Annotated in this window: 23 protein-coding genes and 1 pseudogene; 11 read left to right on the top strand and 13 right to left on the bottom strand. The window is 59.6% G+C overall.

The genetic code is table 11. From position 1 onward, the window contains the following. Positions 1–11: 11 nt before the first annotated feature. From GA0061102_RS24885 to GA0061102_RS24870, 4 genes are read left to right on the top strand one after another with little or no spacing between them, the layout of a single operon-like run. Positions 12–1028: an ABC transporter permease gene (locus GA0061102_RS24885; protein WP_092854172.1), complete on the top strand. Its 1017-nt coding sequence runs from the start codon at positions 12–14 to the stop codon at positions 1026–1028. Then, positions 1025–1894 (top strand): ABC transporter permease, encoded by an 870-nt coding sequence (locus GA0061102_RS24880; protein ID WP_092854170.1) that lies wholly within the window; start codon positions 1025–1027, stop codon positions 1892–1894. The genes GA0061102_RS24885 and GA0061102_RS24880 overlap by 4 nt, the downstream gene beginning before the upstream one ends. Beyond that, positions 1891–3555 (top strand): dipeptide ABC transporter ATP-binding protein, encoded by a 1665-nt coding sequence (locus tag GA0061102_RS24875; protein ID WP_092854168.1) that lies wholly within the window; start codon positions 1891–1893, stop codon positions 3553–3555. Before GA0061102_RS24880 ends, GA0061102_RS24875 begins: the two co-directional genes overlap by 4 nt. Positions 3556–3612: 57 nt before the next feature. Further along, positions 3613–4938 (top strand): NtaA/DmoA family FMN-dependent monooxygenase, encoded by a 1326-nt coding sequence (locus GA0061102_RS24870; protein ID WP_092854166.1) that lies wholly within the window; start codon positions 3613–3615, stop codon positions 4936–4938. Between the two features lie 98 nt (positions 4939–5036). On the opposite strand, the gene GA0061102_RS24865 is transcribed toward GA0061102_RS24870, so the two are convergent. Beyond that, complete coding sequence (locus GA0061102_RS24865; RefSeq protein WP_092854164.1) at positions 5037–6227, bottom strand: cystathionine beta-lyase; 1191 nt, start codon at positions 6225–6227, stop codon at positions 5037–5039. Next, positions 6224–6322: pseudogene (locus tag GA0061102_RS24860) on the bottom strand (pyridoxal-phosphate dependent enzyme); the annotation flags it as partial. The pseudogene GA0061102_RS24860 and the gene GA0061102_RS24865, both read right to left, overlap by 4 nt. Before the next feature lie 311 nt (positions 6323–6633). Between GA0061102_RS24860 and GA0061102_RS33005 the strand changes: the two are divergent. Further along, positions 6634–7140 carry a hypothetical protein gene (locus tag GA0061102_RS33005; protein WP_159432203.1) on the top strand — a complete coding sequence of 169 codons (507 nt, stop codon included), beginning with the start codon at positions 6634–6636 and terminating at the stop codon, positions 7138–7140. Between the two features lie 15 nt (positions 7141–7155). Here the strand turns inward: GA0061102_RS33005 and GA0061102_RS24850 are convergent, their stop codons facing one another. From GA0061102_RS24850 to GA0061102_RS24805, 11 genes are all read right to left on the bottom strand, one after another. Further along, a complete protein-coding gene (locus GA0061102_RS24850) occupies positions 7156–7779 on the bottom strand; it encodes a helix-turn-helix domain-containing protein (protein ID WP_092854160.1) in 624 nt (207 codons plus the stop codon). Then, on the bottom strand, positions 7769–7945 hold the full coding sequence (locus GA0061102_RS33225) for a hypothetical protein (protein WP_167668054.1): 177 nt from the start codon (positions 7943–7945) through the stop codon (positions 7769–7771). Before GA0061102_RS33225 ends, GA0061102_RS24850 begins: the two co-directional genes overlap by 11 nt. A gap of 176 nt (positions 7946–8121) precedes the next feature. After that, positions 8122–9807 (bottom strand): dipeptide ABC transporter ATP-binding protein, encoded by a 1686-nt coding sequence (locus GA0061102_RS24845; RefSeq protein WP_092854158.1) that lies wholly within the window; start codon positions 9805–9807, stop codon positions 8122–8124. After that, entirely contained in the window at positions 9804–10670 is an 867-nt protein-coding gene (locus GA0061102_RS24840) for an ABC transporter permease (RefSeq protein ID WP_208858703.1), read from the bottom strand. Before GA0061102_RS24840 ends, GA0061102_RS24845 begins: the two co-directional genes overlap by 4 nt. Continuing rightward, on the bottom strand, positions 10667–11620 hold the full coding sequence (locus GA0061102_RS24835; RefSeq protein ID WP_092854156.1) for an ABC transporter permease: 954 nt from the start codon (positions 11618–11620) through the stop codon (positions 10667–10669). Before GA0061102_RS24835 ends, GA0061102_RS24840 begins: the two co-directional genes overlap by 4 nt. Continuing rightward, entirely contained in the window at positions 11598–13229 is a 1632-nt protein-coding gene (locus tag GA0061102_RS24830) for an ABC transporter substrate-binding protein (protein ID WP_245298126.1), read from the bottom strand. The genes GA0061102_RS24835 and GA0061102_RS24830 overlap by 23 nt, the downstream gene beginning before the upstream one ends. A gap of 283 nt (positions 13230–13512) precedes the next feature. Next, positions 13513–14295: an ABC transporter permease gene (locus tag GA0061102_RS24825; RefSeq protein WP_092854154.1), complete on the bottom strand. Its 783-nt coding sequence runs from the start codon at positions 14293–14295 to the stop codon at positions 13513–13515. Between the two features lie 2 nt (positions 14296–14297). After that, positions 14298–15116: an ABC transporter permease gene (locus GA0061102_RS24820; RefSeq protein ID WP_092854152.1), complete on the bottom strand. Its 819-nt coding sequence runs from the start codon at positions 15114–15116 to the stop codon at positions 14298–14300. Between the two features lie 31 nt (positions 15117–15147). Then, complete coding sequence (locus GA0061102_RS24815) at positions 15148–16224, bottom strand: ABC transporter substrate-binding protein (RefSeq protein ID WP_092854150.1); 1077 nt, start codon at positions 16222–16224, stop codon at positions 15148–15150. A 14-nt stretch (positions 16225–16238) separates the two neighbouring features. Next, the gene (locus tag GA0061102_RS24810) at positions 16239–17069 is read right to left on the bottom strand and encodes an ABC transporter ATP-binding protein (RefSeq protein WP_092854148.1); all 831 of its coding nucleotides are present in this window, start codon (positions 17067–17069) and stop codon (positions 16239–16241) included. Between the two features lie 7 nt (positions 17070–17076). Further along, positions 17077–18432 carry an LLM class flavin-dependent oxidoreductase gene (locus GA0061102_RS24805; protein WP_092854146.1) on the bottom strand — a complete coding sequence of 452 codons (1356 nt, stop codon included), beginning with the start codon at positions 18430–18432 and terminating at the stop codon, positions 17077–17079. Between the two features lie 311 nt (positions 18433–18743). Here GA0061102_RS24805 and GA0061102_RS24800 point away from each other — a divergent pair, with 311 nt between their 5' ends. From GA0061102_RS24800 to GA0061102_RS24775, 6 genes are read left to right on the top strand one after another with little or no spacing between them, the layout of a single operon-like run. After that, positions 18744–19922 carry an acyl-CoA dehydrogenase family protein gene (locus GA0061102_RS24800; RefSeq protein WP_092854144.1) on the top strand — a complete coding sequence of 393 codons (1179 nt, stop codon included), beginning with the start codon at positions 18744–18746 and terminating at the stop codon, positions 19920–19922. An 11-nt stretch (positions 19923–19933) separates the two neighbouring features. After that, a complete protein-coding gene (locus GA0061102_RS24795) occupies positions 19934–21289 on the top strand; it encodes an LLM class flavin-dependent oxidoreductase (protein WP_092854142.1) in 1356 nt (451 codons plus the stop codon). A gap of 11 nt (positions 21290–21300) precedes the next feature. Continuing rightward, positions 21301–21639, top strand: a complete 339-nt coding sequence (locus tag GA0061102_RS24790; RefSeq protein ID WP_092854140.1) for a DUF3088 domain-containing protein — start codon at positions 21301–21303, stop codon at positions 21637–21639. A 13-nt stretch (positions 21640–21652) separates the two neighbouring features. Further along, complete coding sequence (locus GA0061102_RS24785; protein ID WP_092854138.1) at positions 21653–22873, top strand: acyl-CoA dehydrogenase family protein; 1221 nt, start codon at positions 21653–21655, stop codon at positions 22871–22873. Next, positions 22870–24198 carry an LLM class flavin-dependent oxidoreductase gene (locus tag GA0061102_RS24780; protein ID WP_245298125.1) on the top strand — a complete coding sequence of 443 codons (1329 nt, stop codon included), beginning with the start codon at positions 22870–22872 and terminating at the stop codon, positions 24196–24198. The genes GA0061102_RS24785 and GA0061102_RS24780 overlap by 4 nt, the downstream gene beginning before the upstream one ends. Before the next feature lie 12 nt (positions 24199–24210). Further along, a complete protein-coding gene (locus GA0061102_RS24775) occupies positions 24211–25059 on the top strand; it encodes an NADPH-dependent oxidoreductase (protein ID WP_092854134.1) in 849 nt (282 codons plus the stop codon). Positions 25060–25063 lie beyond the last annotated feature (4 nt).

Below are 25063 nucleotides of genomic sequence, written 5' to 3'. Positions count from 1 at the left end.
GAGTGACCAGCATGAGTGCTGACAATACGACGGCCTTCGAGCAGAGCCCTTCGGCCTGGTTTTCACGCTGGCGCAGGCTGAAGCACGACAGCCTGACATCGCAGATCCTGGTCCGTATCGGCTCGGCCATCGCGGTCCTATGGGCCGCGCTGACACTGAGCTTCATCAGCATTCATCTGGCACCCGGCGATATTGTCAGCCTGTTGATCGGCGAGCAATTGCGCACGCCGGAGGTAGAGGCGGCTATTCGCCTTGAATGGGGCTTGGACAAGCCATTGCTGACGCAATATCTGACCTATCTTCAGCGTGTTCTGCACGGCGATTTCGGACGGTCCTATATCCTGCAGACGGATGTTTCCGGCCTCGTGCTATCGCAGATGCTGCCGACATTGAAGCTGACCGCGGCCGCCCTCGTCGTCGCCGTGGTCTTTGCCGTTGCCAGCGCCCTGCTGACGGCCGGCAAGCGCCTGCCGCGCAGCATCGCAGGCAGTCTCGAGCTTATCCTGATCTCGACGCCGTCCTTCTGGCTCGGCATCGTGCTCTTGTTCGTATTCTCCTTCACCTTGAAGCTCTTTCCGGTCGCCGGCGACCGGACGTTTTCGGCGCTGGTCCTGCCGGCCCTGTCGCTTGGCCTATCGCTCGGAGCCGTCATCGGACAGGTGCTGCGCGAAGGGCTCGAACGGGCCTTGGAAGAACCCTTCATGCTGACGGTAAAGAGCTGGGGCGCCAATGACTTCGTGCTTAGGTTGCGCCACGGCCTGCGGCATGCCGCACTTCCCGCCGTGACGCTTGCCGGTTGGCTGGTCGGCAATCTGCTGTCCGGCGCCGTCATCACCGAAGCGGTGTTTGGCAGGCCCGGGCTTGGGCGGATTACGGTCGACGCCGTGTTGGCACATGACCTGCCCGTCGTGCTCGCCGTCGCCGTCCTCTCGGCCTTCATCTACGTTGTCCTCAGCACGCTGGTCGACGTGCTTTATCTTCTGCTCGATCCCCGCCTGCGCAATCAGAATGCGGAGGCCAGCCGTTGAGTGTCTCCTCGTCTCCCGAACAGGAAACCGATCACCGCAAACAGCGACTTTATTGGCGCGCGGCAAATCCGGGGCTTATTCTTTCGGCGATTTTCGTGCTGCTGGTGGCGATCGCAACCATCTGGCCGCAAGTTCTGACCGCGGCCAATCCGATCGCCGCCGACCCCTTGCAGGCGCAGCTGCCGCCGTCGACGCAACATTGGTTCGGCACGGATCATCTCGGGAGAGATGTCTTCTCGCGGGTTGTTTACGGCGCACGTTACTCCATCCTCATCGGCGTCAGCGCCGTCGCCATCGCAGCGATCGTCGGAGCCTTTCTCGGGCTTCTGTCGGGCCTTGCCCGTGGTCTTGTCGATGAGGCCATCTCGCGCTTTCTGGATGTGATTTCGTCGTTTCCGGACCTGCTTCTGGCTCTCGTGCTGATCTCCTTTACAGGACCCGGTACGGTCAACCTTATCTTCGCACTCGGCCTCGCCTGCGTGCCGCGCTTTGCAAGGGTCGTGCGCGCGCAGACCTTCGTGATCGCCAAAAGCGGTTATGTGGAGCAGGCAAGGACATTCGGACTAGGACGCAGCGTGCTGTTGGCTCGCCATATCCTGCCGCATGCACTGGCCCAGGTGCCCATCCTGGCAACGATCGGTCTCGGGACCACGATCATTCAGGCCGCGGGCCTCAGTTTTCTTGGCATGGGTCCGCAACCGCCCGCTCCGGAATGGGGAGCAATGCTGGCGGAGGCACGCAATTATCTTCGCGTTGCCTGGTGGATCGGCGTCTGGCCGGGTCTCGCCATCACGCTGACGGTCATCTCCATCAGCGTGCTTGGAAGACGCTGGCAACTTGCATTTGAAGGCAGGAGGCCGTCGTGACACCGGTACTCGACATCCGCAATCTGACGATCGGCTTTCCTCGGGACGGCCGCGATAACAGAGTGGTCCACGGCATCAACCTGCGGATCGAAAAGGGCGAGGCTGTCGCGCTTGTCGGAGAGTCCGGCTCCGGCAAATCGGTGACGGCGCGCTCGATCATCGGTCTCGCCGGCCCGAATGCCGTTGTCGCCGCTGACCGTTTCGATATCGACGGAAACGATGTTCGTGACTTCGATGATAGGCAATGGCAGCGCCTTCGCGGCGAAAAGATCGGATTCGTTCTTCAGGATGCGCTCATCTCCCTCGATCCGCTGAGACGGATTTCGCAGCAACTGTCGGACGCCTTCGGCGGGCGCAGTCTCTTTCGCCGGCCCGATCGGCGCGAAGACAGCCGCCTGCTGCTGAAGTCCGTCGGCATCCCCGATCCGGATCGGCGGCTGCCGCAATACCCGCACCAGCTTTCGGGCGGCCTGCGCCAGCGCACTCTCATCGCCACCGCAATAGCACGCGGGCCGTCACTGCTGATTGCCGACGAGCCGACGACGGCGCTAGACGCGACGGTTCAAAAGCAGATCCTCGACCTGCTTCTCGAACGACGCCAGGCCGGCCATACGCTTCTCCTGATCAGTCATGATCTTGCCGTCGTCTCCCATCTTGCCGATCGCGTGCTCGTCATGAACAGCGGCCGGATCGTCGAAGAAGGTTCGACGGAACAGATATTGAAGAGACCTCAGCATCCCTATACGCGGCAATTGCTGGATGCCGTGCCCTCGGCGGCCTCCAAGGGGTTCCGGCTGTCGCCGGCATCTGTGACACAAGCGGGGAGCGAGCAGGTGCAAGCTCCCGCCAGGCCAAACGCCTGGCAACGCATCCCCTTGCCTGCAAAAGCAATCGATCGCCACAACCACATTCTGTCAGCCCGCAATCTCGTCAAACGTTATGGCGGATCAGGCGGCATCTTCGCCGTCAACGACGTCTCCTTCGACCTCGCAGCCGGCGAAGCCCTTGGCATCGTCGGTGAATCCGGTTCCGGCAAGACAACGGTCGCGAAGATCGTTCTTGGGCTTGTCGAACCGGATCATGGATCGGTTCGTCTTGACGGAGGCGGCTGGAGCAACGTCGCTGAGGCCGCACGGCGCTCCAGGCGCTCCAGCATGCAGCTCATAGCGCAGGATGCACTCAGTTCCTTCGATCCGCGTTATACGGTCGAGAAGATCATCCGCGAAAGTCTCGATAGCGCCAGCATCTTCGGCGCCGCGCGCCGTGACCGCGTGCTTGAGGTGCTGGACGCGGTTCGTCTGAACGAAGCGTTCCTGAAGCGCTATCCTCGCGAGCTTTCCGGCGGCCAGCGTCAACGCGTCGCGATCGCACGCGCCTTTGCGCCGCGCCCGCGGCTTCTTGTGGCAGACGAGCCCGTCAGCGCGCTCGACGTATCGGTGCAGGCGCAGGTGCTCGATCTTTTGGCTGAACTTCAAGCCGCGTCCGGAACCTCGCTCCTCTTCATCTCCCACGATCTCGGCGTCGTCCATCACCTGACGGACCGTGTTCTCGTGATGAAGGAGGGACGCATCGTCGAAGCAGGCGCGGTGGAGGATGTCTTCACCAGGCCACATCACAGCTACACGCGCACGCTCCTCGAGGCCGTTCCAGCCTTGCCCTGAAAGCACAATCCAAACGCCGGCGCAGACCGGAATTTCAAACGATCAAGGACATTCGCGATGACCCACAATCGTCCCCGACGCCTGAAGACATTGACCGGAGCAAGCAGCGTCATCTCCGCCGGAAACGACATAAGCCCCGTCACCGGCATCAAGCGTGCTGTCGAGCTCGCCCGCAAGGCGGAAGCGGAAAAGATCACCGGGCTGTTCACGGCCGACCTGCTCCACATCGACCCGGCGGGACTAGCCGGAACCGCCGGCATCCAGGAACCGATCATCGCGCTTGCCGCCTTGAGCCAGGTGACCTCACACATCGGCCTGATCGCCACCGTCTCCACCACCTTTCACTATCCCTACAATCTGGCTCGCCAGATCGGCACGCTTGACCATGCAAGCGGCGGGCGCGCCGGCTGGAATGCCGTGACCTCCTCGGTCGGCGAAGAGAATTTCGGCGAGACGTTGCCTAGCCCTGAGGAGCGTTACGAACGAGCCGCGGAATTCATCGAAATCGTCAACGCGCTTTATGACGCCAATGAACGCAACGCCGCCGAGCGCAAGGCGTCCGGGGCAATCGGTATCGATCCGGCAAAATTCCATCCGATCAATTATCGCGGCAAGCACTTCAAGGTCGACGGTCCCCTCAACGTGCCGCCCTTGCCGCAGGGCCGTCCCGTTCAGTTTCAGGCGGGTCAGTCCGAAGCTGGCGTCACCGTCGGCGCACGATATGCCGAGGTGGTCTATACTTCGCAGCCCAAGCTCGAAGATGCCATCGCTTTCGCCACGGAACTGCGCCGGCGAGCTGCAAGCTTTGGGCGAGCGGGCGGCCTGCCCTTCATCATGAACTCCTTCCATTCGGTGATTGGCGATTCAGACGCAGATGTCGCAAGACGCCTGAAGGAAAAGCACGAGCGGATCGACTACGAGCAGGGACGTCTCAAATTAGCGGATATGCTCGGCGGAGGGCTCGACTTGTCCGAATTGCCACTGGACAAGCCTCTGCCGGAGACGCTGTTGCCTGAGGTCACCAGCATCAACCGGCGGCGCGGCCGCGTGGAAATCTTTCGCCGCTATGCGCGCGAGGGCCTAACTTTGCGGCAACTCATCATTCAGGCGCAGGAAACCGGCCACTGGTCGGTCGCCGGCACGCCCGAGCAGCTTGCCGATGCGATCGAGGAACGCTTTCGGGCTGGAATTCTCGATGTCCTCTCGCTGCACGGCTTCGGCAATTCGGACCAGGAGGATCTGTTGGTGAACGGGCTGCTGCCCGAATTGCGGCGACGGTCGATCATCGACACCGATTATGTCGGAGACGATTTCCGCTCGAATCTGGAGCTTCCGCCCTACATAAGCGCAACTGGCAGCTTGAGCTCGGCCAAGCGCGTCTGATGCAAGGCGCACCATTGGCATCGCAATTCATCCGCAGCCTTGCAGACGGGATCGCGGATGAAGCTTGGCGCGAGTTCGTCTTTTTCGAGAGATACCGTTCACACGGTTGATGAAGCTGCGAAGGCACGCTCAAGATCAGCGATCAGATCCTCGATGTCCTCCAGCCCGATCTGGAGACGGATGAGCGGTCCTTCCACCGGCACTTTCGCGATGCGGCGATCACTTAGATCTACATGCAACGCGAGGCTCTGATATCCACCCCAGGAATAGCCGAGGCCGAACAAGGAGAGTTCATCGAGAAATCTCTGGGCCTTCAGTTTGAAATCTTCCGTTTGATCGGCTGCGAGCACGAAGGAAAAGACGCCGCCGGCCCCCTTGAAGTCACGTTGCCAGAGATCGTGGCCAGGAAAGCTTTCCAAAGCGGGGTTAAGGACACGGACGACATCGCTCCGTCCCTCCAGCCATTTCGCGACAGCGAGGCTGCTCGCTTGATGACGCTCCAACCGAACGCCCATGGTGCGCAGTCCACGAAGAACCTGATAGGCGTCATCAGGCGTGCCGCAAAAGCCAAGCGCTCCATTGGCGCGTTTCAACGCGCGCCAATGCTCGGCATTTGCCGAAATTGTGCCCATCAATACATCGGCATGACCGGCAGGATATTTGGTCGATGCCTGGATCGATACGTCAACGCCTGCGTCGAGAGGCCTGAAGAAAAACGGGGTTGCCCAGGTATTGTCCATGGTGACGACAGCATCGTGCCGATGTGCAACCTCAACGATGGCGGGAATATCCTGTATCTCGAAGGTGTTCGACCCGGGCGCCTCCGTATGAACCAGCTTCGTATTTGACTTGAATAAGGTCTCGATGTCATGGCCGATCATGGGGTCGTAGTACTGAACATCGACGCCGAACCGGGAAAGCATGGTGTCGCAAAACTGCCTGACATTGCCATAGACGGAATCAACAATCAGCGCGTGGTCTCCGGGAGACAGATAGGCCAACAGCGCGGTTGTAACGGCGGCGAGCCCGGACGGGACGAGGACCGTACCGGCCGCCCCTTCAAGTTCATTGATCGCATCGCATAGCGCGTCGGTCGTCGGCGTGCCTCGCGTCGCATAGGTGTATTTCTGCCCGTTACGATCCATCGTCTGCGCATCCGGAAACAGAACCGTCGATGCATGGACCTTCGGCGGATTGACGAAGCCATAATAGTCGAAGGGATCATAGCCTGCGCGCACCAGCGCGGTATTCGGGCCCAGCGGATCAGCTGGGCCATTGTTCCTGGTCATTGTGGCTGCTCCGTTGAGGTCGATAAATAGCGTTCACCGGTATCGGGCAGAATGGCTACGATGAGCTTGCCGGCATTCTCGGGTCGCCGGGCCAGCGGCGTATTGCCGATCAGCTTCGTGAAGCTCTGATAGAGTTTCGTCACGCTATACTCCCCCGGATGATTGGCTGGAAATGCCATAGGCAAAGGGTCAGTCAATGTCGAAAGAATATCTATAAATTTACTAGACTAAAGAAATAGCTTTCCGCCGCTGCGGCGTGAATCGGCAAAATGAATTTTTCGCTTTGCTGAGCGCTCGGCATTGAGGCGGAAAGCGACTTCAAGGGTAATGTCGTCATCTGCTATAACGGATGGATCTCTAAAATAACGGAGATATCGGCCGAAGCAACGGAGGCGCCTCTATTCTATTGGAGGAAAGAATATTAAAATATTTTTTTGCATTGAATGGAAAAATTGGTTGGCATAACTCAAACTTCATCAAACGCCAAAACGCAGCTAATTTCGGAGATGACGATGATGAACCCCGCAATGAACATGATGCCCATGATGAACCCCATGATGAGCGGCATGCCGATGATGGGTGGAATGCCCATGATGAACCCGATGATGGGCGGCATGCCGATGATGAATCCAATGATGATGCCCATGATGCAGATGATGATGGGCAAAATGACCTGCAAGATGACGCCCAAGGGCATGGTCTGCGAGATGATGCCGATGGAAGGCATGGACAAGGACATGTTCATGGAATGCTGCAAGCGCATGATGTCCATGATGTCGTCCGGGATGCCTGCCATGATGATGTGCGGCAACATGATGATGTGCTGCATGATGGAAGCAGCCTGATCGAAACGATTTCGGCAGCGAAATTAATCAACGGGCCGCTCTCTTCGGGGCGGTCCGATCTTGGCTGAGACACGATCGCGCGTTCAGCCACTGATTTCGTCGACGTAGGTCGTCACCAAGAACAAGACCGCTTCACTTCCGGTCATATTGCGATAGCTATGAGCAACGTCGGCCTCAAATAGGATCGCATCGCCCTCGCCCAGGATCTGCGGCGCATGACGGCCGGCGACGATCTCGACCGTACCCCGCGAAACGACCAGATTTTCCACAGTTCCCGGACGATGTGCCTCGGCCCTCTCCGTGTGATGCGGGGCTATCCGCAATTCGTAGAATTCGACCTTTCGTTCGCTTTCATAAGGAAACAACGCCCGCGTCTGAAACCGACCTTCCGAAGCGGAAAGGACTTTCGCTTTGGCATGCGTGAGAACCTGGAGAGCCGTCTCGTGGGGCTCGGCAATCAGCGAACCGCAGGAGACATCCAGCGCGGTTGCAATTTTCCAGAGAATAGCGACGGTTGGGCTGCTCTTGCCCGTCTCGATCTGTCCGAGCATTGCCCGGCTGACGCCCGAAATTTTCGCCAATCGATCCAACGAATATCCCCTGCGCGTCCTTAGACGCCGGAGATTTTGGCCCGTCAAGGCGGATATTTCGTCGATCGACTCCACTCTTGAGACCAGAGCGAGCGTTCCGCTCGCCTCAACTACCATAGGCCTGATTGCCAAAGGCCACTACGGGAATGAAACCGACATAGGGAACCCACATGAGGAAAGGCTGAGCCGGCCAAACCATACGGGCCTGCGATACGACAACGGACGATTTTTTCCGGGCATCACGATGGGCCTGGAAATCAATGACATTGGCAGCCTGGGACATACGAACTCCTAGAATTCAACGCTCTAAATCTACTTTTAGAGCCCGCTATTGTGGAGAGAGGCCCATCCAATCTGGAAAAGAGGGGCGAAATGTTTTTCGCCGGACAAGCGTTTGCGACGAAAGGCTTGCCAGGAATCGGTCCTCTGCAGGGCGTTTGGCGGCCCGAATGACTGATCCTAATCATCGCCAAATCTCGGCACGGATGCGATGAGTTCGCGCGTATAGGCATGCTGGGGGCGCTCGAACACGTCTTCGACCGATCCCGTTTCGACGACAGCCCCTTGTTTCATGACGACGATCCGATGGCTGATATGCTGGATCACCCCCAAATCATGCGAAATGAAGATCATCGACAGGCCGAGCCTTGCCTGCAAATCGATCAGCAGATCGAGAACTTGCGCCTGTGTCGTGACATCGAGCGCCGAAACCGGCTCGTCACAAATCAAAAGTTTCGGCATGGCAGCGAGAGCCTGCGCGATCGACACGCGCTGTCGCTGACCACCGGAAAGTGCCATCGGCCTGCGGACAAGCAGATCCGGAGACAGACCGACGAGATCCAACAACCGGACGATTTCTTCGCGGCGCGCCGATCTGCTGAGTTTTTTGTGGAGCAGCAGGGGTTGCTCGATGATGCGCTCGACCGTGAAGCGCGGATTGAAGGAACTGAGCGGATCCTGGCTGATGATCTGCATACCGGCCCGCAAAGGACGGCGTGCGCGCTCAGACAGCGTGCTCCACGGCTGCCCTTCAAACAGCACCTCCCCCGTATCCGGATGCTGAAGTGCCAGCGCGATCCTGCCAAGCGTCGTCTTGCCGGAGCCGGATTCGCCGACCACCCCCAGCGTTTCCCCGCCATCGACATGGAGCGACACATTGCTGACAGCGTGCAGAACACTGCCGTCCGCATGCCTGAAGCTCACCGACACATTGCGGATGTCGATGAGCCGCTCACCCGAACGAATGGCCTCCCTGTGCGGCAAGGGTTTATCCGGGGCGCTGAGACGACGACCACGATTGGCAGCCGTCGGAACGGCAGCCAATAGCTGTCGGGTATAGGCATGCTGCGGATCCGACAGGACGCCGCGCGCCGGGCCGGTCTCCACCAATTGCCCCTTCTGCATCACGGCGACCCTATCCGCGAGCTGGGCGGCAACGGAAAGATCATGCGTGATCAGGAGGATGCCATGGCCGGCAGCCGCCAACTCCCTGAAGATGGCGAGCACTCTTTTCTGAACGCTGACGTCAAGCGCTGTGGTCGGCTCGTCGGCAACGAGCAGCCTCGGCTGACCGGCAAGTGCCGAGGCGATCAATGCTCTTTGCCGTAACCCGCCCGACAATTGATGGGGATATTGCCCTGCCCGCAATTCCGGCTCTGGAACGCCGACACGCGCCAGAAGTTCCGCGACCTGCTGTGACACGAGTGAGCGCGGCGCCAAACGATGCGTGAGGATAGGTTCTGCAATTTCCCGACCGATGGTCCGCAAGGGATCGAGTGATACCAGCGCGTCCTGGAGGATGAAGCCGATTTCCCGCCCTCGCACATGTCGCCAGGCCTTCTCCGACAGATCAAGGAGGTTCAGCGGACGCCCGTCATGGGCGCTCAGCTTCATCGTCTTCGCGGCCACGGTCGCACGTGGACCGGCAAGGCCGACGATCGCTCGCGCGGTCACGGATTTTCCGGATCCGGATTCGCCAACGAGTGCAAGGATCTCACCCGGCGCGATCTGCAGCGACACGTTGCGAACCGCATCCACCCGGCCCTGCGGGGTCGAAAAGCTCACCGTCAACCCTTTGACGTCAAGCAGCGGCGCCGGCTCGGAACCAGCCGACAGAAAGTTTCGCAGACCGGCCTGCATGTTCATCGCAGATCTCCCGTTGCAAGCAGGGTCTGCAACCGGCGGCCAAGCAGCGTGATCGAAATGACGGAAAGCGCGACCACCGTTGCCGGCAGCAGACTGGTCCAGGGTGCTATATCGAGAAAATTGCGGCCATTGGCGAGGAGCGCGCCCCATTCCGCCGCCGGCGGAACCACGCCGAGGCCGAGAAAGCTCAGCGCCGAAGCCGACAGCACGGAACTCCCCACGCCGATGGTCGCAAGGATGAGAAGTGGTCGGATGGCGTTGGGTACGATATGCCGCCTGATGATGGTCCAGGGATGTTCGCCAAGTGCCACGGCATGCTCGACATAGCCCGACAGCTTAATCTGCAGTACCTGCGAACGGATCAGTCTGGCATAGCTGGCAATGCTGGCGAGCCCGACCGCCAATAATGTATTGGCAGGCCCACGCCCGAGAACCGCGATCACCAGCAGCGCAAGCAGCATCTCCGGAAATGCGAGCAGGATATCGATAATGCGCAACAGAAGCCTGCCGATCGGCCTCGGAGCCAGCGCGGCCGCCGTGCCCAGCACAATCCCGCCGATGCTTGCGATCAGGGTCGCGCCGATACTGATCGTCAGAGATTGCGAGGTTCCGTATACCACCCGCGAAAACAGATCGCGGCCCAGCTCATCCGTTCCAAACCAGTGCGCGGCATCCGGCGGCAGCAAGATCGCATTCGGATCGACCGCCTCGGGATCGAAAGAGGAAAGCCATTGCGGCATCCAGACCGCTACGCCAAGCACGACCACAAAGGCGAAGGGAATAAATAGACCGAAAGACAGCCAGATCGGGCGTTTGCGTGTTGCGCGCTCCTGCCCGCCAGCAGCCAGAACGACATTGCTCAAAGGCCCGTCCTCCGTAAACGTGGATCGATCAAAAGGTAGAAGGCATCGACCAGAAGATTGACGATGACGAAGACAAGCGCGGACAGCATCACCAGGCCAAGGATCAACGGCATGTCCCGATTCTTGATCGCTTGAAGCGTGATCTGCCCAATTCCCGAACGGCCGAATACCGTTTCGGTCAGGATCGAGCCGCCGAGGGTGCCGGCGAGCAGAGTGCCGGTAAGGGTCGATGCCGCCAGCGCGGCGTGCCGCAAACCATGCCTCACACGTAAGACCGTCTCGCCGACGCCGCGCGTTCTCACGGTCAGCGAAAACGGCTGCGACAATGCCTCTTCCAATCCGTCTCGCAACACCTGGCTTAAAAGAGCGGCCAAGGGCAGGCTCAGTGCAATGGCTGGAAGCACCAACGCGGATGGCCCGTCATTGCCGGTCACCGGAAACCATTCCAGATTAAAGCTGAAGATCGTCAGCAGGACGATCCCGATCCAGTAGACGGGCGTACTCAACAGGATCAGCTCTACTCCCGAGGACAGCAGCGTCAGGCTCCTGCGGCGGGCCGCCGTCGTAAGGGCAACGCTGATCGCCAGAAAAAGAGCGAGAGCGACAGCACTGCCGGCAAGCTGCAATGTCGGTCCGGCCGCCTCATAGATTACCTCGGAAACGGGCTGGCGATACTGATAGCTTTGCCCGAAATCGCCGATCAAAGCCTTGCCGACATAATGCGCGTATTGCAGCGCGAGCGGCTGATCCAGACCATATTGATGCACCAATGCGGCGCGCTCGGCCTCGTCGACGACATTTTCGCCGCCGGCCAATATCGCCACAGGATCGCCCGGTATGAGCTTGACGGTAATGAACGTAATCGTTGCCGCGCCCCAAAGCACGGCAACGATTACGCCGATCCGCCGAACGGCGATCCGCGAGACCTTACTGATCCAGCCAGGCATCATAGAAATTCGGCTTCGCGTTGGTGGCCCAGGAAATGCCGAGAAGCTTCTTGGAGGCGCCGAGTTGATAGGCCGCTACAAAAAGTGGCACGGCATAAGCCTGATCGATCACTTCTTTCTGCACTTCGGCATAAAGCTTTTTGCGTTCGGCATCCGATGCGCCCACCGCCTTCGTCAGCTTTTCATCGAGGCTTTTGACACGAGACACATTCGAACCGGCTGGTGGAATGTAGGCCGAATGGAATACCGTGCGCAGGATATCGGGCTCCGCACGCACATAGTAGAACGAGGTCAGATCGTAATCATTGGCATTGGTGCGCGCGGTCAAGCCGCCGGAATCGACTGGATCGAGCTGAAGATCGAAGCCCGCCTGCCGCACCTGATATTGAACGGCCTGCGCCAAGGTCACTTCCGTCGCGGCGAGCGAGGTGCTGTCGTAGACATAATGCAGGGTCAGCCGGCCGCCGTCCTTTTTGCGGACACCATCGGCGTCCTTCTGCGACCAGCCCGCCTCGTCAAGCAACCGATTGGCCTTTGCCAGATCGAAGCCCCATAAGCTGGAAATATCGTGGTCATAATAGAGCGTCGAAGGACCGAGGATATTGTCGGCCGGCTTCAAGGTTCCGAAGAAGGCAGCCTTGACCGCGGCAGGCCCATTGACCGCGCTCTGGAAAGCCTGACGTACCTTCAAGTCTTGAAACGGGCCTTTCGAGGTATTCAGGAAATAGGAGCTGTTGACGCCGGGGTTTTCCCGCGTCACTACCTGCAGCTTGCCGTTACCTTGAACGGAGCGATAATTTGCGGGCGGCACCGCGTCGATCGCCTGCAGCTGGCCGCTTGCCAGCGCACCGAGGCGCACGGAGGCCTCCGGCAGGTATTTGAAAACGATCTGATCGAAATGAGCCGGCCCCTTATGCGCGGCATAGCCGGGCCCCCAATTGTAATCCGCACGGCGACTAAGCTTGCTGCCACTGCCCTTGGTGAAGTTGTCCAGCACGTAGGGACCCGATCCGATCACCGTATTCGTCGTGCTCTGGGCTTTCTGAAGGTAGGTCGGCGACTGGATGCCAAGATAGGGAAGGCTTAACCCCTGCAACAGGGGAGCGAAGGACTGACGGTAGCGGATAATGACCGTACGAGCGTCGGGAGCCTCGATCTTGTCGATCGGCCCAAGCAATGACTTGGCATAACTGGAAGTCGTTTTCGGATCGAGAATGCGGTCGAAATTATACTTGACCGCTGCCGCGTCGAACGGCGTGCCGTCGCTGAAGGTTACACCTTGACGCAGATGGAACGTATAGACGGTGTTGTCGCCGTTGATGTCCCAGCTTTCTGCAAGCCACGGCGTGAATTTGTTGTCTTCAGCCTGCCCGACAAGCGAGTCGACAATATTGCGGGTAATCAGTGCCGTAATCGAATTGCCGGTGATGGAAGGATCAATGATCGACGCATCGGTCCCCAATCCCACATTGAGAACACCGCCATCGACCGGCTTTGTCGCGTCCGATGCCGCATTCGCCGCGGTACCGATCATCGCCAAAAGTGAAAATGCAAGGGCGATGCCGCTCTTAGCTCGCTTCGTACCATTCACGCTCGAATATCTTTCGTTCATATCCCGTCCCTAATATTGGTCGCTGCCGCTCTCATCATCCGCTCGGAAGGAGAACAGAGATCGCGCGGCGTGAACGGGATCATAATTGTCTATAAAATTAATAGACTAAAGGTATCCTGATGCGTTTGTGAATGCCGAAACAGAAATCCGTTTCAATATACGCAGGCATGCCGGCAGCGCTGCCGACAAGGTCTTCTGAACTGATTTTCTCGAGGTCCCCGATATTGTTTCTTCAAGGACGATCCAAAGGCGGTGCCTACCCATAACTATTGGCAGGCGCAACCTATGTAGTCTGCTGCTGTTTGGGTCGCCAGCGCAGCAGATAAGCCTCCAGCGCGGAGGCAAGTCGATTGAGGGTGAAGCCGACTAGGCCCAATATCAGGACGCCTACCATTACCAGGGCCATGTCGAACCGTTCACGGCCGGCAATCACCAGACCGCCGATACCCGGACCGACGGCTAGGAAATATTCTGCTCCCACGGTCGCGAGCCAGGCGTAGATCAAGCCCAGATGGACCCCGGTCGCGATAGACGGCATTGCCGAGGGAATATAGATCCGCAGTGCCTTCTGGCGCACATTGAACTTCAGCGCGCGGCCGACCTCTAGCAGTTCGGCCGGCGCCTCGCGCATGCCGTCATAAGTGTTGAGAACGATGGGAATGAAAGCGGCAAGCGCGACGAAGACGATCTTCGCCTGTTCGCCAAAGCCGAACCAGACCGAGATCAGCGGTATCCAGGCCAGAAGGGAGATCTGCTTCAGCCCGTTGAAGGTCGGCATGATCAGCCGATCGGCAATGCGCGAGAGCGCCAATAGGCTGGCGAAACCGACGCCCAACACGCATCCGATAAGAAAGCCGGCAATATTACGCATAAGGCTGAAGCCAAGCTCACCGATCAGATCATTGTCGATCAGCTCGCGTTTGGCCGTCGCTACCACGTCTTCCAACGGCGGCAGAAAGCGCGCATCCGCCAAACCGACCCGGCTTGAGACTTCCCAAGCGACAAGGAGAAGAAGCGGCAGCGTGATCCCACGTCGGAAACGTACGAGACGGCTAGTCTGCACCATAGTCAAAGCTCCTGCCGCTTCCAGCGCTGAATGAGGAGCTCGGTGCGGTCCAGCCCCTTGTCCATGACGAAGCCGACCAGACCGACGGCAATCATTGCAACAATGACGGTATCGAGCCAGAACATTTGCCGCCCCCATACCAGCAGATAGCCAAGCCCCTCAGAAGAGGCCAGCAGCTCCACGCCGACAAGCGATGTCCATGAATGGGTGAGACCATAGCGAATGCCGGTGAATATGGAGGGAACGGCTGCTGGCAGCACGATCAATCGCAGGGTCTGCCAGCGGCTGAAACGCAATGCCCGACCGACCTCGAGATATTTCGGCGAAACGCCGCGGATCCCGGCGAGCGTGTTCATTGTCATCGGCACGATGGCGCCCTTGGCAATGATGATGATCTTCAAGGTTTCCTCGATGCCGACAAGCAGCATCAAAAGCGGAATCCATCCGAGCGTCGGGATCTGTGCGAAGGCGAGGAAGAGCGGCTTCACATAGTCCTCGACCCTTTCGGAAAGCCCCATGGCTATGCCGAGCAACAGGCCAAGCCCGGCGCCGATGGTAAAGCCGATGACCACACGGCCGAGACTGACGCCGGTGTGATAGAGAAGCTCGCCGCTTAGGATCATGTCGCGGCCGGTTTGGTAGACATAGGCTGGCGGTGGCAGAATCTGCTCCGGCAACCAGCCTCTGATGGAAGCAACCCACCAGAGACCGAGCAAACCGAGCGGAGAGATCAGGCCGGTCAGGAAAAGGACAAGGCGCTGGAGCCTTGCTAACGATAGCGGCAAGCCGGCCCGACCGGTAGTCTCGACAACAGCGCTCACGCCAATCTCCTAGTCTTGATCGCGTCTACGATCAGGAGGCAACCGGCTTTCCATCAGCACCATAGGGCTGCCAGAACTTCGTGAACCCGAGCTTTTCCAGCGCATTGTTGAGATATTTCGGCTCAAACCAGCCATTGAGATCGACGTCGCGGCGGATCAGGCCATATTCCTTGCTCTTGACCGCCTGCTCCCTGTACTGGGACGTGAGCAGGTCATCGATCAGCGGCGAGTTGCGATAGGCCAGGGTATCGTTGCGGAAAAACTCCTCCAGGATCGGAACAGGCGTGCCGGACTTGTGCCAGAGTTCAAAGAGTGCCGCACGATTCTGTTCCTCCGACGACCATTGCGCTGCCTTGACAAAGGCATCGACAACACGCTGCGTGATCTCCGGATGAGCCTCGATGAAAGCCTCGCGGCCGATGATCCCGGCATTGCGGCCGAAGCGTGGATCGTCGCCTTTGGTCGTATAAATGATATCGGCGCTATCTTTGGCTGCCAGATTGATGAGCTGCGTGTCGCCGAAGGCTGCGTCGATATCTTTGCTGCTCAGGGCGGCAACCGTTCCGGCCGTATCGAGATTGATGACCTGAATGTCCCGTTCCGTCAGCCCATGCGCTTGCAGCACCTTGATGGCGGCAAGATGCCCGTTGGTTCCGCGCTGCAGGGCAATCTTGCGTCCCTTCAGATCCTCGATCGTCTTGATGCCGGAGCCCTTGGCGGCCGCCAGATAAAGCGGCTTGCGCGCGCCGCTTGCCAGCAGGAACTTCGTCTTCAGGCCGGTTGCCCGCCCGATCAGCGCTGGAAGATCGCCCTGATAGGCAAAGTCGAGCTGGTCGTTGGCGAAACCCTCGTTAACCGCCGGCCCCGCACCCTTGAAGAAAGTCCATTCGATCTTGACGTTCGGATCGTTGGCGAATTCCTTTTCCAGAAATTCGCCGGCGCGCGCCGTCGCAGCCGAGGTTCCCTCAGCATAGGGTTTGTTGTCGACGCCGATCGCGGCGTAGCCAACATAAATGACGAGGGAATCCTGCGCCTGGGCGGCGGCCGAAAGCAGGGTCAAGGCGACTGCCGCCCCGGCGACCAAACGCGAAATAATGGACAGTTTCATCTGTTGCTCCGTGATTATTCTGCTGCGACGAACGCAGGCCGGTTTTCAACCGCCGGACTTGTGATGCTCGATGGCGGGCGAGGCGTTGACGTCGTGGCGTTGAGGCTCTCAAGAACCCGATTGCGGATTTCGACCAGCCTGGGAGAGGTGCGATCGCGTGGACGCGCCAAATCCACTGGAACGATGTCACGGATGCGACCTGGGCGAGGTGACATGACGACGACGCGATCGCCGAGATAGACGGCTTCCTCGACGTCATGCGTCACCAGAACCATGGTGATGCGTTCCTTCGCCCATATCGTCTGCAACTCGTCCTGCAGCCTTGCCTTGGTGATGGCGTCGAGCGCGCCGAAGGGTTCATCGAGAAAGAGTACGTTGGGGCGATTGACCAGGCCGCGCGCAATACCGGCACGTTGAGCCATCCCTCCCGAAAGCTGGTGCGGATAGGCATCAGCGAAGCCCGAAAGACCGACGAGTTCGAGATGCAATTCGACCAGCTTCTTTTTATCCGCCTTAGGTAGGCTGGAATTTTCCAGACCAAGCGCGATATTGCGAGCGACCGTCAGCCAGGGGAAAAGCCTTGGCTCCTGAAAGACGATGCCTCGCTCGAGGCTTGGCTCCCTGACAGGTCGCCCTGCGTGACCAACGAATCCCGATGTCGGAAGATCAAGGCCGGCACCGAGGCGCAAAAGCGTCGACTTTCCGCAACCGCTCGCTCCGACGATGGTCACAAACTCGCCCTCGGCAATATCAAGACTGACATCATCGAGAGCGGTCAAAGTCTCGCCGTTCACCTTAAATTGGCGGGTGACATGGCTGATCTGAACATGCAGGGAATTACCCATGGCTTTGCTACTCCGCAGCAACCGCGTGCCGCGCTGGATGAAGGGGCACTTTCAATCCGAGGTTTTCGCGCAGTGTCGAACCTTCGTAATCGTTACGGAAGAGGCCGCGACGCCGCAGCTCCGGCAGCACATGTTCGACGAAATCGTAAAGGCCGGTCGGCAGCTGTGGCGGCATGACGTTGAAGCCATCGGCAGCCTCCCTCCTGAACCATTCTTCCATCTGATCGGCGATGTCGATCGGCGTTCCCACGATCTGCCAATGACCACGCGCACCGGCGATGCGGAGATAAAGTTCCCGGATCGTCAGGTTTTCGCGCCTGGCAAGATCGAGCAGCAGTTTCTGACGGCTTTTACTGCCATTGGTTTCCGGTAGATCCGGAATAGGTCCGTCCAGCGGATATTGCGACAGGTCGACGCCACCAGACATGCCATTCAGCATGGAAAGGCCGACCACCGGATGAACGAGATCCTGAAGTTCGGCAAATTTCCGCTGCGCCTCCTCCCGCGTCCGGCCGACGACTGGGAAAATGCCGGGCATGATCTTGAGGTCATCATGATCACGCCCGTATTTGGCAAGACGGCCTTTGAGATCGGCATAGAATGCGCGGGCATCCTCAATCGTCTGATGCGCGGTGAAAACGACCTCGGCCGTTCGAGCGGCGAGCTCCCGCCCCGGCTCGGACGAACCCGCCTGGACCAGAACCGGGTGGCCCTGCGGAGCGCGCGCCACGTTCAGCGGACCACGAACCTTGAAGTGTTTTCCCTTGTGATTGAGGATGTGCTGCTTTTGCGGATCATAATAGATGCCGCTTTGCTTGTTGCGGGGAAAAGCGTCCTCCTCCCAAGTGTCCCAAAGGCCGAGAACGACATCGGCAAATTCTTCGGCTCGTTCGTAGCGTTCGGCATGGGCATAATGTTCGTCCCTGCCGAAATTATGCGCTTCATGATCGCTGGAGGACGTGACAAGGTTCCAACCGGCGCGGCCGCCGCTGATATGGTCGAGGGAGGCGAATTTGCGGGCAATGTGATAGGGCTCGTTGAAGGAGGTCGAGGCGGTCGCCACGAAGCCGATATTCTTCGTCACCGCCGCCAGCGCCGAGAGCAACGTGATCGGCTCGAATTGCGCGACATAGCGCTGGGCCGTGCGATGTAGCGCCTCCGTATCGTCGCCACGCGTACCGGCGCCGTCCGCCAGGAAGATGAGATCGAATTTCGCCGCCTCGGCGATTTGTGCAAGTCCGACATAATGGGCAAAATTGGAGCCTGCATCGGCCTGCGTCAGAGGATGCCGCCAGGCGGCAATATGATGGCCGGTCGGGTAGAGAAAAGCCCCAAGCTTCAATTGCCGTCGTATACCCGCCATTGTCTTCTCCGCCATCGCTGCCGGAACAAGGCTAATCATTAAAGACAGTAATCTATAGAAATTATATTCTATTTACCGCCGCCACTTCGGATTTGTTCGTCACGCGACATGCCAAACCGGCGGAGATCGTTTCGCGGCAACTGCTCGTAACGGCTGGAAATTGCGGTCGCCTAAGTTTTTCCGATAAGCGAGGGAAAGAATTTCTTCCCACCGGATCAAATAGATATTGCTGGACTTGGGTCTGCAATCACCGAACCCTTCATGCCTCAAAGCGGCGATGCGCCGTTCAAGTCCATGGTCGTGGAGCAGACATGTCTTTCCCATCAGACACATCCGATCCCCTTGTCGCAAAAGCCGTCGAGCTCCGGCGGGCATTCGACCGGGACGCAGTCGAGCGCGACAAATTGGGTGGCAGGCCGACCGAACAGATCCGCCTCCTGAAGGAGAGTGGATTGCCTTCGGCGCAGATCCCGACCCGATATGGCGGTCGCGGTGCTTCCTGGCTCTCCATCTTGCGGATCGTGCGCGAATTCGCGCGTACCGACGGCTCGCTCGCACATCTTTTCGGCTACCACCACCTCCCCTTGAACCTCGTGCTTTTTCGGGGCTCCGACGTGCAGCGGGAGCGCCTGCTCAGGGCATCTGCCGCCGGCAATTTCGTCTGGGGCAATTCGGGCAACGCTATGTCGAAAACCTCGTCTGGAAGGCGGATCGACCGCGGCTGGCTGGTCAACGGCAAGCGCCCGTTTTCCTCCGGCTCGCACATATCAGACTATATTCAAATCTCTTTCGAGAATGCCGAAGGCGAGCGCCTGACCGCGGCCGTCCCAGCCGATCGCCAGGGTATCGTCATAGAGGATGATTGGGACGGCATAGGACAGCGCCAGACCGGCAGCGGCACAGTCAGCTTTCACGATCTCGAAATCGCCGACGACGAGCTTATCAGTTCCCCGGCAGTTCCACTCACCCCCTACACCTCCCTGACCTCCTTGTTGCAGCAAAGCGTGCTGCTCAACGTTTTCGTCGGCAGCGCACAGGGTGCGTTGGAGGAAGGCCGGGCTTATACGAAGACTTCCTCGCGACCATGGATCTATTCCGGCGTCGACAAGCATACCGACGATCCCTGGATCAAGCGGCAATATGGCGATCTCTATATCCGCACACTGGCGGCTACTGAGCTTGCCGACAAGGCGGCACTGAGCCTCGATAGAGCCTTCAACCAAGGACCCGGCCTAACGCATGAAGATCGTGGCGCGGTTGCCATCGATATCGCCACGGCAAACCTCTATGCGGGTGAGGTGGGGCTTTCCGTTTCCAGCGAAATCTTCGAGGTCATGGGCGCGCGATCGGCAACGACGGCAAACGGTTTCGATCGCTTCTGGCGCAACGTGCGAACCCATACGCTGCATAATCCCGCCGAATACAAGAAACGCACGCTCGGCACATGGCTGTTGACGGGTGAATTCCCCGTTCCGGCGATGTATCGCTGAAAGGACATTCCATGGCTAGACGCAAGGATCAGATCAAGCTCGGCGCCTTCCTGCTTTTCACCGGCCACCATGTCGCCGCCTGGCGGCATCCGGAAGCATCCGTGGGTACCGAGTTCGAGAACTATCTCGAGCTCGCCAAACTCGCCGAAGCCGCCAAGTTCGACACTATCTTCTTCGCCGACGGTGTTGCCGCTCGTCTGAAGGACCTGGATGCGGCAAGCCGGAAGGCGCATAGCGGCATCTATCCGTTCGAACCGATCACGCTACTCTCGGCCCTTGCCAGCGTCACCCGCAATATCGGCCTGATCGCCACCGCCTCGACAAGCTTTTCCGATCCCTTCAACCTCGCGCGCCAGTTCGGCTCGCTCGACCGCCTAAGCGGCGGCCGCGCCGGCTGGAACCTGGTGACCTCTTCCGATCCGGACGCCGCCTTCAACTTCGGCCATGACGCGCAGGTCCTGCATGCCGACCGCTACGACCGTGCGGAAGAATTCGCCGATGTCGTGCTCGGCCTCTGGGACAGCTGGGAGGACGATGCGTTCATCCGCGATCGCGAGAGCGGTCGCTATTTCGATCCCGAAAAACTGCATCGACTCGACCATAAGGGGCGTCACTTCAAGGTGCGCGGGCCGCTGAACATTCCGCGCTCGCCGCAGGGGCGCCCAGTTGTCGTGCAGGCCGGAGCCTCCGAGCCTGGCAAGGAATTGGCTGCGCGCACTGCCGAGGCGATCTTCGCCGCACAGATCACGCTTGACGAGGCAAAAGCCTTCTATGCCGACGTCAAGGGCCGGCTTGGCAAATATGGCCGTTCGCCCGACGACTTGAAGATTCTGCCGGGAATCTTTCCGGTCGTCGGGCGAAGCGAGGCGGAAGCCCAAGACAAATTCCAGGCCCTGCAGAAGCTCATCCAGCCGGAAGTCGGTCTTAACCTGCTCTCGCAATTGACCGGCGTCGACTTAAGTTCCTATCCGCTTGACGGTCCCGTGCCGTCCGAGCCGCCGGTCACCAATGCCGGCAAGAGCCGCCAGGAGCTGGTGCTCGATCTCGCGCGCCGCGAAAACCTGACTATCCGCCAACTCTATCTGCGCATCGCCGGCGCACGCGGCCATTGGCAGGTTGTTGGGACGCCCACACAGATCGCCGATGTCATGGAAGAACGCTTCGAAAACTACGGCGCCGACGGCTTCAACATCATGGCGCCGATCATGCCTGGTGGCCTTGCCGATTTCATCACGCTTGTCGTGCCGGAGCTGCGTCGTCGCGGCCTGTTCCGCAGCGAATATGAAGGCACGACGCTTCGCGAAAATCTCGGGCTCAAGCGTCCGGCCAATCGTTTTTCCGCAGGCAATGCGGTCGCAGCAGAATAGGAGAAGACCAAATGACGCGTGACAAACTGTTCCTCATTTCACCCGGTTTTGCCGATCCGAAACATCCAGGCGTCAGCTTCGTCTGCCCCTATTGCAACGCGATCGAGGGACTGCTCGCCTCATTCCCGGATCTTGCCTCGGCGATCGATGTCGAAAGAGTTGCGTTCCTGCGGCCGCGGCAAAAGGTGATCGATGTTGCCGGTGAGGAGAACCAGTCGCTGCCGCTCCTCATTCTCGCGGAGAACCCGCCTGATGACGCCGGCGATTGGAACGGAACGCGCTTCATCAATTCGACCGATCGCATCCTCGAGCTGCTTGCCGCACGGCACGGCTTTCCGCGCCTACATTAGGGACGAGGCCGTCATGACGATAAAACCCGATGGCTTCGAGCCGCCCCATCCACCACCCTCCCTTTTCGAGGCGGATCAATCGAATCCCCATCTCGCCAAAGCCGTCGAGCTTCGGGATATATTTGCCCTCGATGCCATCGAGAGGGATCAATCCGGTGGCAGGCCCGCTGAGCAGATCAGGCTCCTGAAGGAGAGCGGCCTCGTCAATCTGGTCATCCCGAAGGAATTCGGCGGTACCGGCGAACCCTATTCCACCGCCATGCGCATCGTGCGCGAATTCGCCAAGGTGGATGGCTCGCTCGGCCACCTCTATGGCTATCATTTCAGCCCGCTGCAAAATGCCGTTACCACGCTCCACGATAAGCGATCGCAAGATATCCTGCGCCGCTCGGCCTCAGGACGCTGGTTCTGGGGCAATACGACAAACAGCTTTTCCAAAAGCCTCTTCGGACGGCAGGGGGCCGGGAAGGTCATTCTCAACGGCTTCAGGCCGTTCGCCTCCGGCTCGCATGTCGCCGACTATCTGATGGTCGCCTGGGAAGACGAGGAAACCAACAAGCGGAGCTTTGCCTATATACCGGCTGACCGCAAAGGCATCACCATCACCGACGATTGGGATGGGATCGGCCAGCGGCAGACCGGGAGCGGCCGTGTCCTCTACGAGGATGTCGAGATCAGCGACGACGAAATATTGCCAGAGCGCCCGAAGGATCCGATCGCTCTATTGGCACCGTTGCAGCAGCAAAGCGTATTGCTCAATGTCTTTGTCGGCTCCGCACAGGGAGCGCTGGCCGCAGCCCGGGATTATACGGTCACGAAATCGCGCCCGTGGATCTATTCCGGCGTCGAACGGCATTCCGACGATCCGTGGATCAAGAGACAGTATGGCGAGTTATGGATCAAGGTACAGGCGGCAACGGCGCTTGCCGACCGGGCGCTCTCGGCAGTCGATGCCGTCTATGCGAAAGGGCACGATTTGACGGCAGAGGAGCGCGGTGAAGCGGCGATCGCGGTCGCCTCCGCCAATGTGCTTGCCGGCAGGGTCGCCCTTGAGGTGACGAGCGAGATTTTCGAGGTCATGGGTGCACGGTCCGCCGTCAGGCCGCTGGGGTTCGACCGCTTCTGGCGCAATGTGCGCATCCACACGCTGCACAATCCCGCTGAATACAAGACCCGCAATGTCGGAACATGGTTTCTGGATGGCGAATTTCCGGAACCGGGGATATTCCAGTGAGCAGGAAACGCGAGCTTCATCTCAATATCAACATCCTGCATTCCGGTTTTTCGCCGGCTGCCTGGCGCATGCAGGGAAGCGATCCGCGCGCATCCTTCGATATCAATCACTATATCAATGTCGCCCGCATCGCCGAGCGCGGCGCCTTCGACGCGATCTTCCTTGCCGATCAGGCAGCCATTTCCGATCGCGTCGATTTCCGCCCGCTGACGTCTCTGGAGCCGACCATCGTGCTGGCCTCGGTTGCGGCCCATACCGAGCATATCGGCCTGATCGCGACAGCCTCCACCACCTATAACGAGCCCTATAATATCGCCCGTCGCTTCGCGACGCTCGACCATGCGAGCGGCGGTCGCGTCGGCTGGAACATCGTCACCAGCGCCGATCTCTCCCAAAGCCGGAATTTCGGCCTGGAAAAGCCGGTCGCGCATCAGAGCCGCTATGAACGCGCGGAGGAATTTGCATCGGTCGTCAAGGCCCTTTGGGACAGCTGGGAGGAGGATGCTTTCATCGGCGATGTCGAAAGCGGTCGGTTCGTCGACACCAGCAAGGTCCATGCCATCGCCCATCGTGGTAAGCATTTCTCCGTTCACGGTCCGCACAACGTGCCGCGTCCGCCGCAGGGACATCCCGTCATCGTGCAGGCCGGTGGCTCGGATGATGGGCGGGAGCTAGCAGCCCGGCACGCCGAGGCGGTATTCTCAGCATCGCAATCCCTGGAGGAATCGCTCGATTATGCGCGCGACCTCCGAACGAGAGCCGCTCGCTACGGCCGCGCGCCGGACAGCCTTCTGGTGCTCGCAGGCCTTGCGACGATCATCGGCAGCACCAAGGCGGAGGCCAGGCGGCGGCAAGAGGAGCTGCGCGAACTCATTCCGCTGGAATACAGCCTTGCGCGCTTGTCCGGCGTCCTGCAGGTCGATCCAGGCAGGCTAAAGCTCGATGAGCCCCTGCCCGACGATATTCCATTGCCCAAAGATGGCGGTCACACCTTCTTTCGGGCGACGCTGGCTCTTGCACAACGCGAGCAGCTGACGGTGCGTGGCCTTATCCGCGCTTTGAACGGCGGGACCGGACACCGCACCATCGTTGGCACGCCCGAGGCGATTGCTGATGATATCGAAACATGGTTCGTGGCAGGGGCTGCCGATGGCTTCAACCTGATGCCCGATGTGCTGCCGCATGGCCTGGAGGTCTTCGTGGACGAGGTGGTGCCCATCCTGCGCCGCCGCAGCCTGTTCCGGCGGGACTATACGGGCCGGACTCTGCGTGATCATCTAGGCCTTTCCCGGCCAGCCAATCCCTATGCAATTGCCGCCGAATGAAGGAGAAACAGCATGACATCAGCAACGACGGCGAAACTTCCCGACGATGATCGGCTCGCCTCTCTTGTCGGCGAGCGTTATCGCAATAGTCAGCATATCGGCGCGGACTGGAATGAGACGATCGAGACACTCCTCTCCCATCGGACGGTTCGCGACTATCTACCAAAAGCGGTCCCGGACGATATACTCCACCTTGCGATCGCAGCGGCGCAGTCGGCCCCAAGCTCATCCAATCTGCAGGCCTGGAGCGTCGTTGCCGTCAGGGACGATACGCGCAAGGAAAAGCTGAACGCCGTTGCCGGAACACAGAGGCAGATCACACAGGCGCCGCTACTGCTGATCTGGCTTGCGGATCTTTCGAGGCCACGCCGCATCGCGGCCGACCAGGGTTCAGCCGCCGATGGACTGGACTATGTCGAGAGTTTCCTGCTCGGTGTCATCGACGCTGCCCTCGCCGCACAAAATGCCGTCGTGTCCCTGGAATCGCAGGGCCTCGGCACCTGTTATATCGGCGCCATCCGCAACGATCCCGAAACCGTCGCACGCGAACTGGAATTGCCGGAGGGCGTGTTTCCTGTGTTCGGGCTAACGGTTGGCTATCCCGATCCGGCAACACCGGCCGCCGTCAAACCGCGGCTGCCGCAGACGACGGTGCTGCACCATGAACGCTACGATCATCGCCGACGGTCGGATGATCTACGTCATTACAATACAGTCCTGCAGGACTTTCAGACCGAGCAGCGTATGCCGCGCATCGACTGGACAGTGCAGGTGAAGAACAGGATCGGCACGGTCGAAGCCTTGAAGGGGCGACATCTGCTCGGCGTTGCCGCGCGCCGTCTTGGCTTCAGGCTGAAGTGATCGA

This window comes from Martinezella miluonensis (assembly GCF_900094545.1).
GTDB lineage: Bacteria > Pseudomonadota > Alphaproteobacteria > Rhizobiales > Rhizobiaceae > Rhizobium > Rhizobium miluonense.
This window is presented reverse-complemented; position numbering and strand designations above follow the sequence as displayed.

Coding starts and splice junctions, on each gene's coding strand:
- GA0061102_RS24885 (WP_092854172.1), top strand. CDS start 12: ATGAGTGCTGACAATACGACGGCCTTCGAGCAGAGCCCTTCGGCCTGG.
- GA0061102_RS24870 (WP_092854166.1), top strand. CDS start 3,613: ATGACCCACAATCGTCCCCGACGCCTGAAGACATTGACCGGAGCAAGC.
- GA0061102_RS24865 (WP_092854164.1), bottom strand. CDS start 6,227: ATGACCAGGAACAATGGCCCAGCTGATCCGCTGGGCCCGAATACCGCG.
- GA0061102_RS24850 (WP_092854160.1), bottom strand. CDS start 7,779: ATGGTAGTTGAGGCGAGCGGAACGCTCGCTCTGGTCTCAAGAGTGGAG.
- GA0061102_RS33225 (WP_167668054.1), bottom strand. CDS start 7,945: ATGTCCCAGGCTGCCAATGTCATTGATTTCCAGGCCCATCGTGATGCC.
- GA0061102_RS24845 (WP_092854158.1), bottom strand. CDS start 9,807: ATGAACATGCAGGCCGGTCTGCGAAACTTTCTGTCGGCTGGTTCCGAG.
- GA0061102_RS24835 (WP_092854156.1), bottom strand. CDS start 11,620: ATGATGCCTGGCTGGATCAGTAAGGTCTCGCGGATCGCCGTTCGGCGG.
- GA0061102_RS24830 (WP_245298126.1), bottom strand. CDS start 13,229: ATGAACGAAAGATATTCGAGCGTGAATGGTACGAAGCGAGCTAAGAGC.
- GA0061102_RS24825 (WP_092854154.1), bottom strand. CDS start 14,295: ATGGTGCAGACTAGCCGTCTCGTACGTTTCCGACGTGGGATCACGCTG.
- GA0061102_RS24815 (WP_092854150.1), bottom strand. CDS start 16,224: ATGAAACTGTCCATTATTTCGCGTTTGGTCGCCGGGGCGGCAGTCGCC.
- GA0061102_RS24810 (WP_092854148.1), bottom strand. CDS start 17,069: ATGGGTAATTCCCTGCATGTTCAGATCAGCCATGTCACCCGCCAATTT.
- GA0061102_RS24805 (WP_092854146.1), bottom strand. CDS start 18,432: ATGGCGGGTATACGACGGCAATTGAAGCTTGGGGCTTTTCTCTACCCG.
- GA0061102_RS24800 (WP_092854144.1), top strand. CDS start 18,744: ATGTCTTTCCCATCAGACACATCCGATCCCCTTGTCGCAAAAGCCGTC.
- GA0061102_RS24795 (WP_092854142.1), top strand. CDS start 19,934: ATGGCTAGACGCAAGGATCAGATCAAGCTCGGCGCCTTCCTGCTTTTC.
- GA0061102_RS24790 (WP_092854140.1), top strand. CDS start 21,301: ATGACGCGTGACAAACTGTTCCTCATTTCACCCGGTTTTGCCGATCCG.
- GA0061102_RS24785 (WP_092854138.1), top strand. CDS start 21,653: ATGACGATAAAACCCGATGGCTTCGAGCCGCCCCATCCACCACCCTCC.
- GA0061102_RS24775 (WP_092854134.1), top strand. CDS start 24,211: ATGACATCAGCAACGACGGCGAAACTTCCCGACGATGATCGGCTCGCC.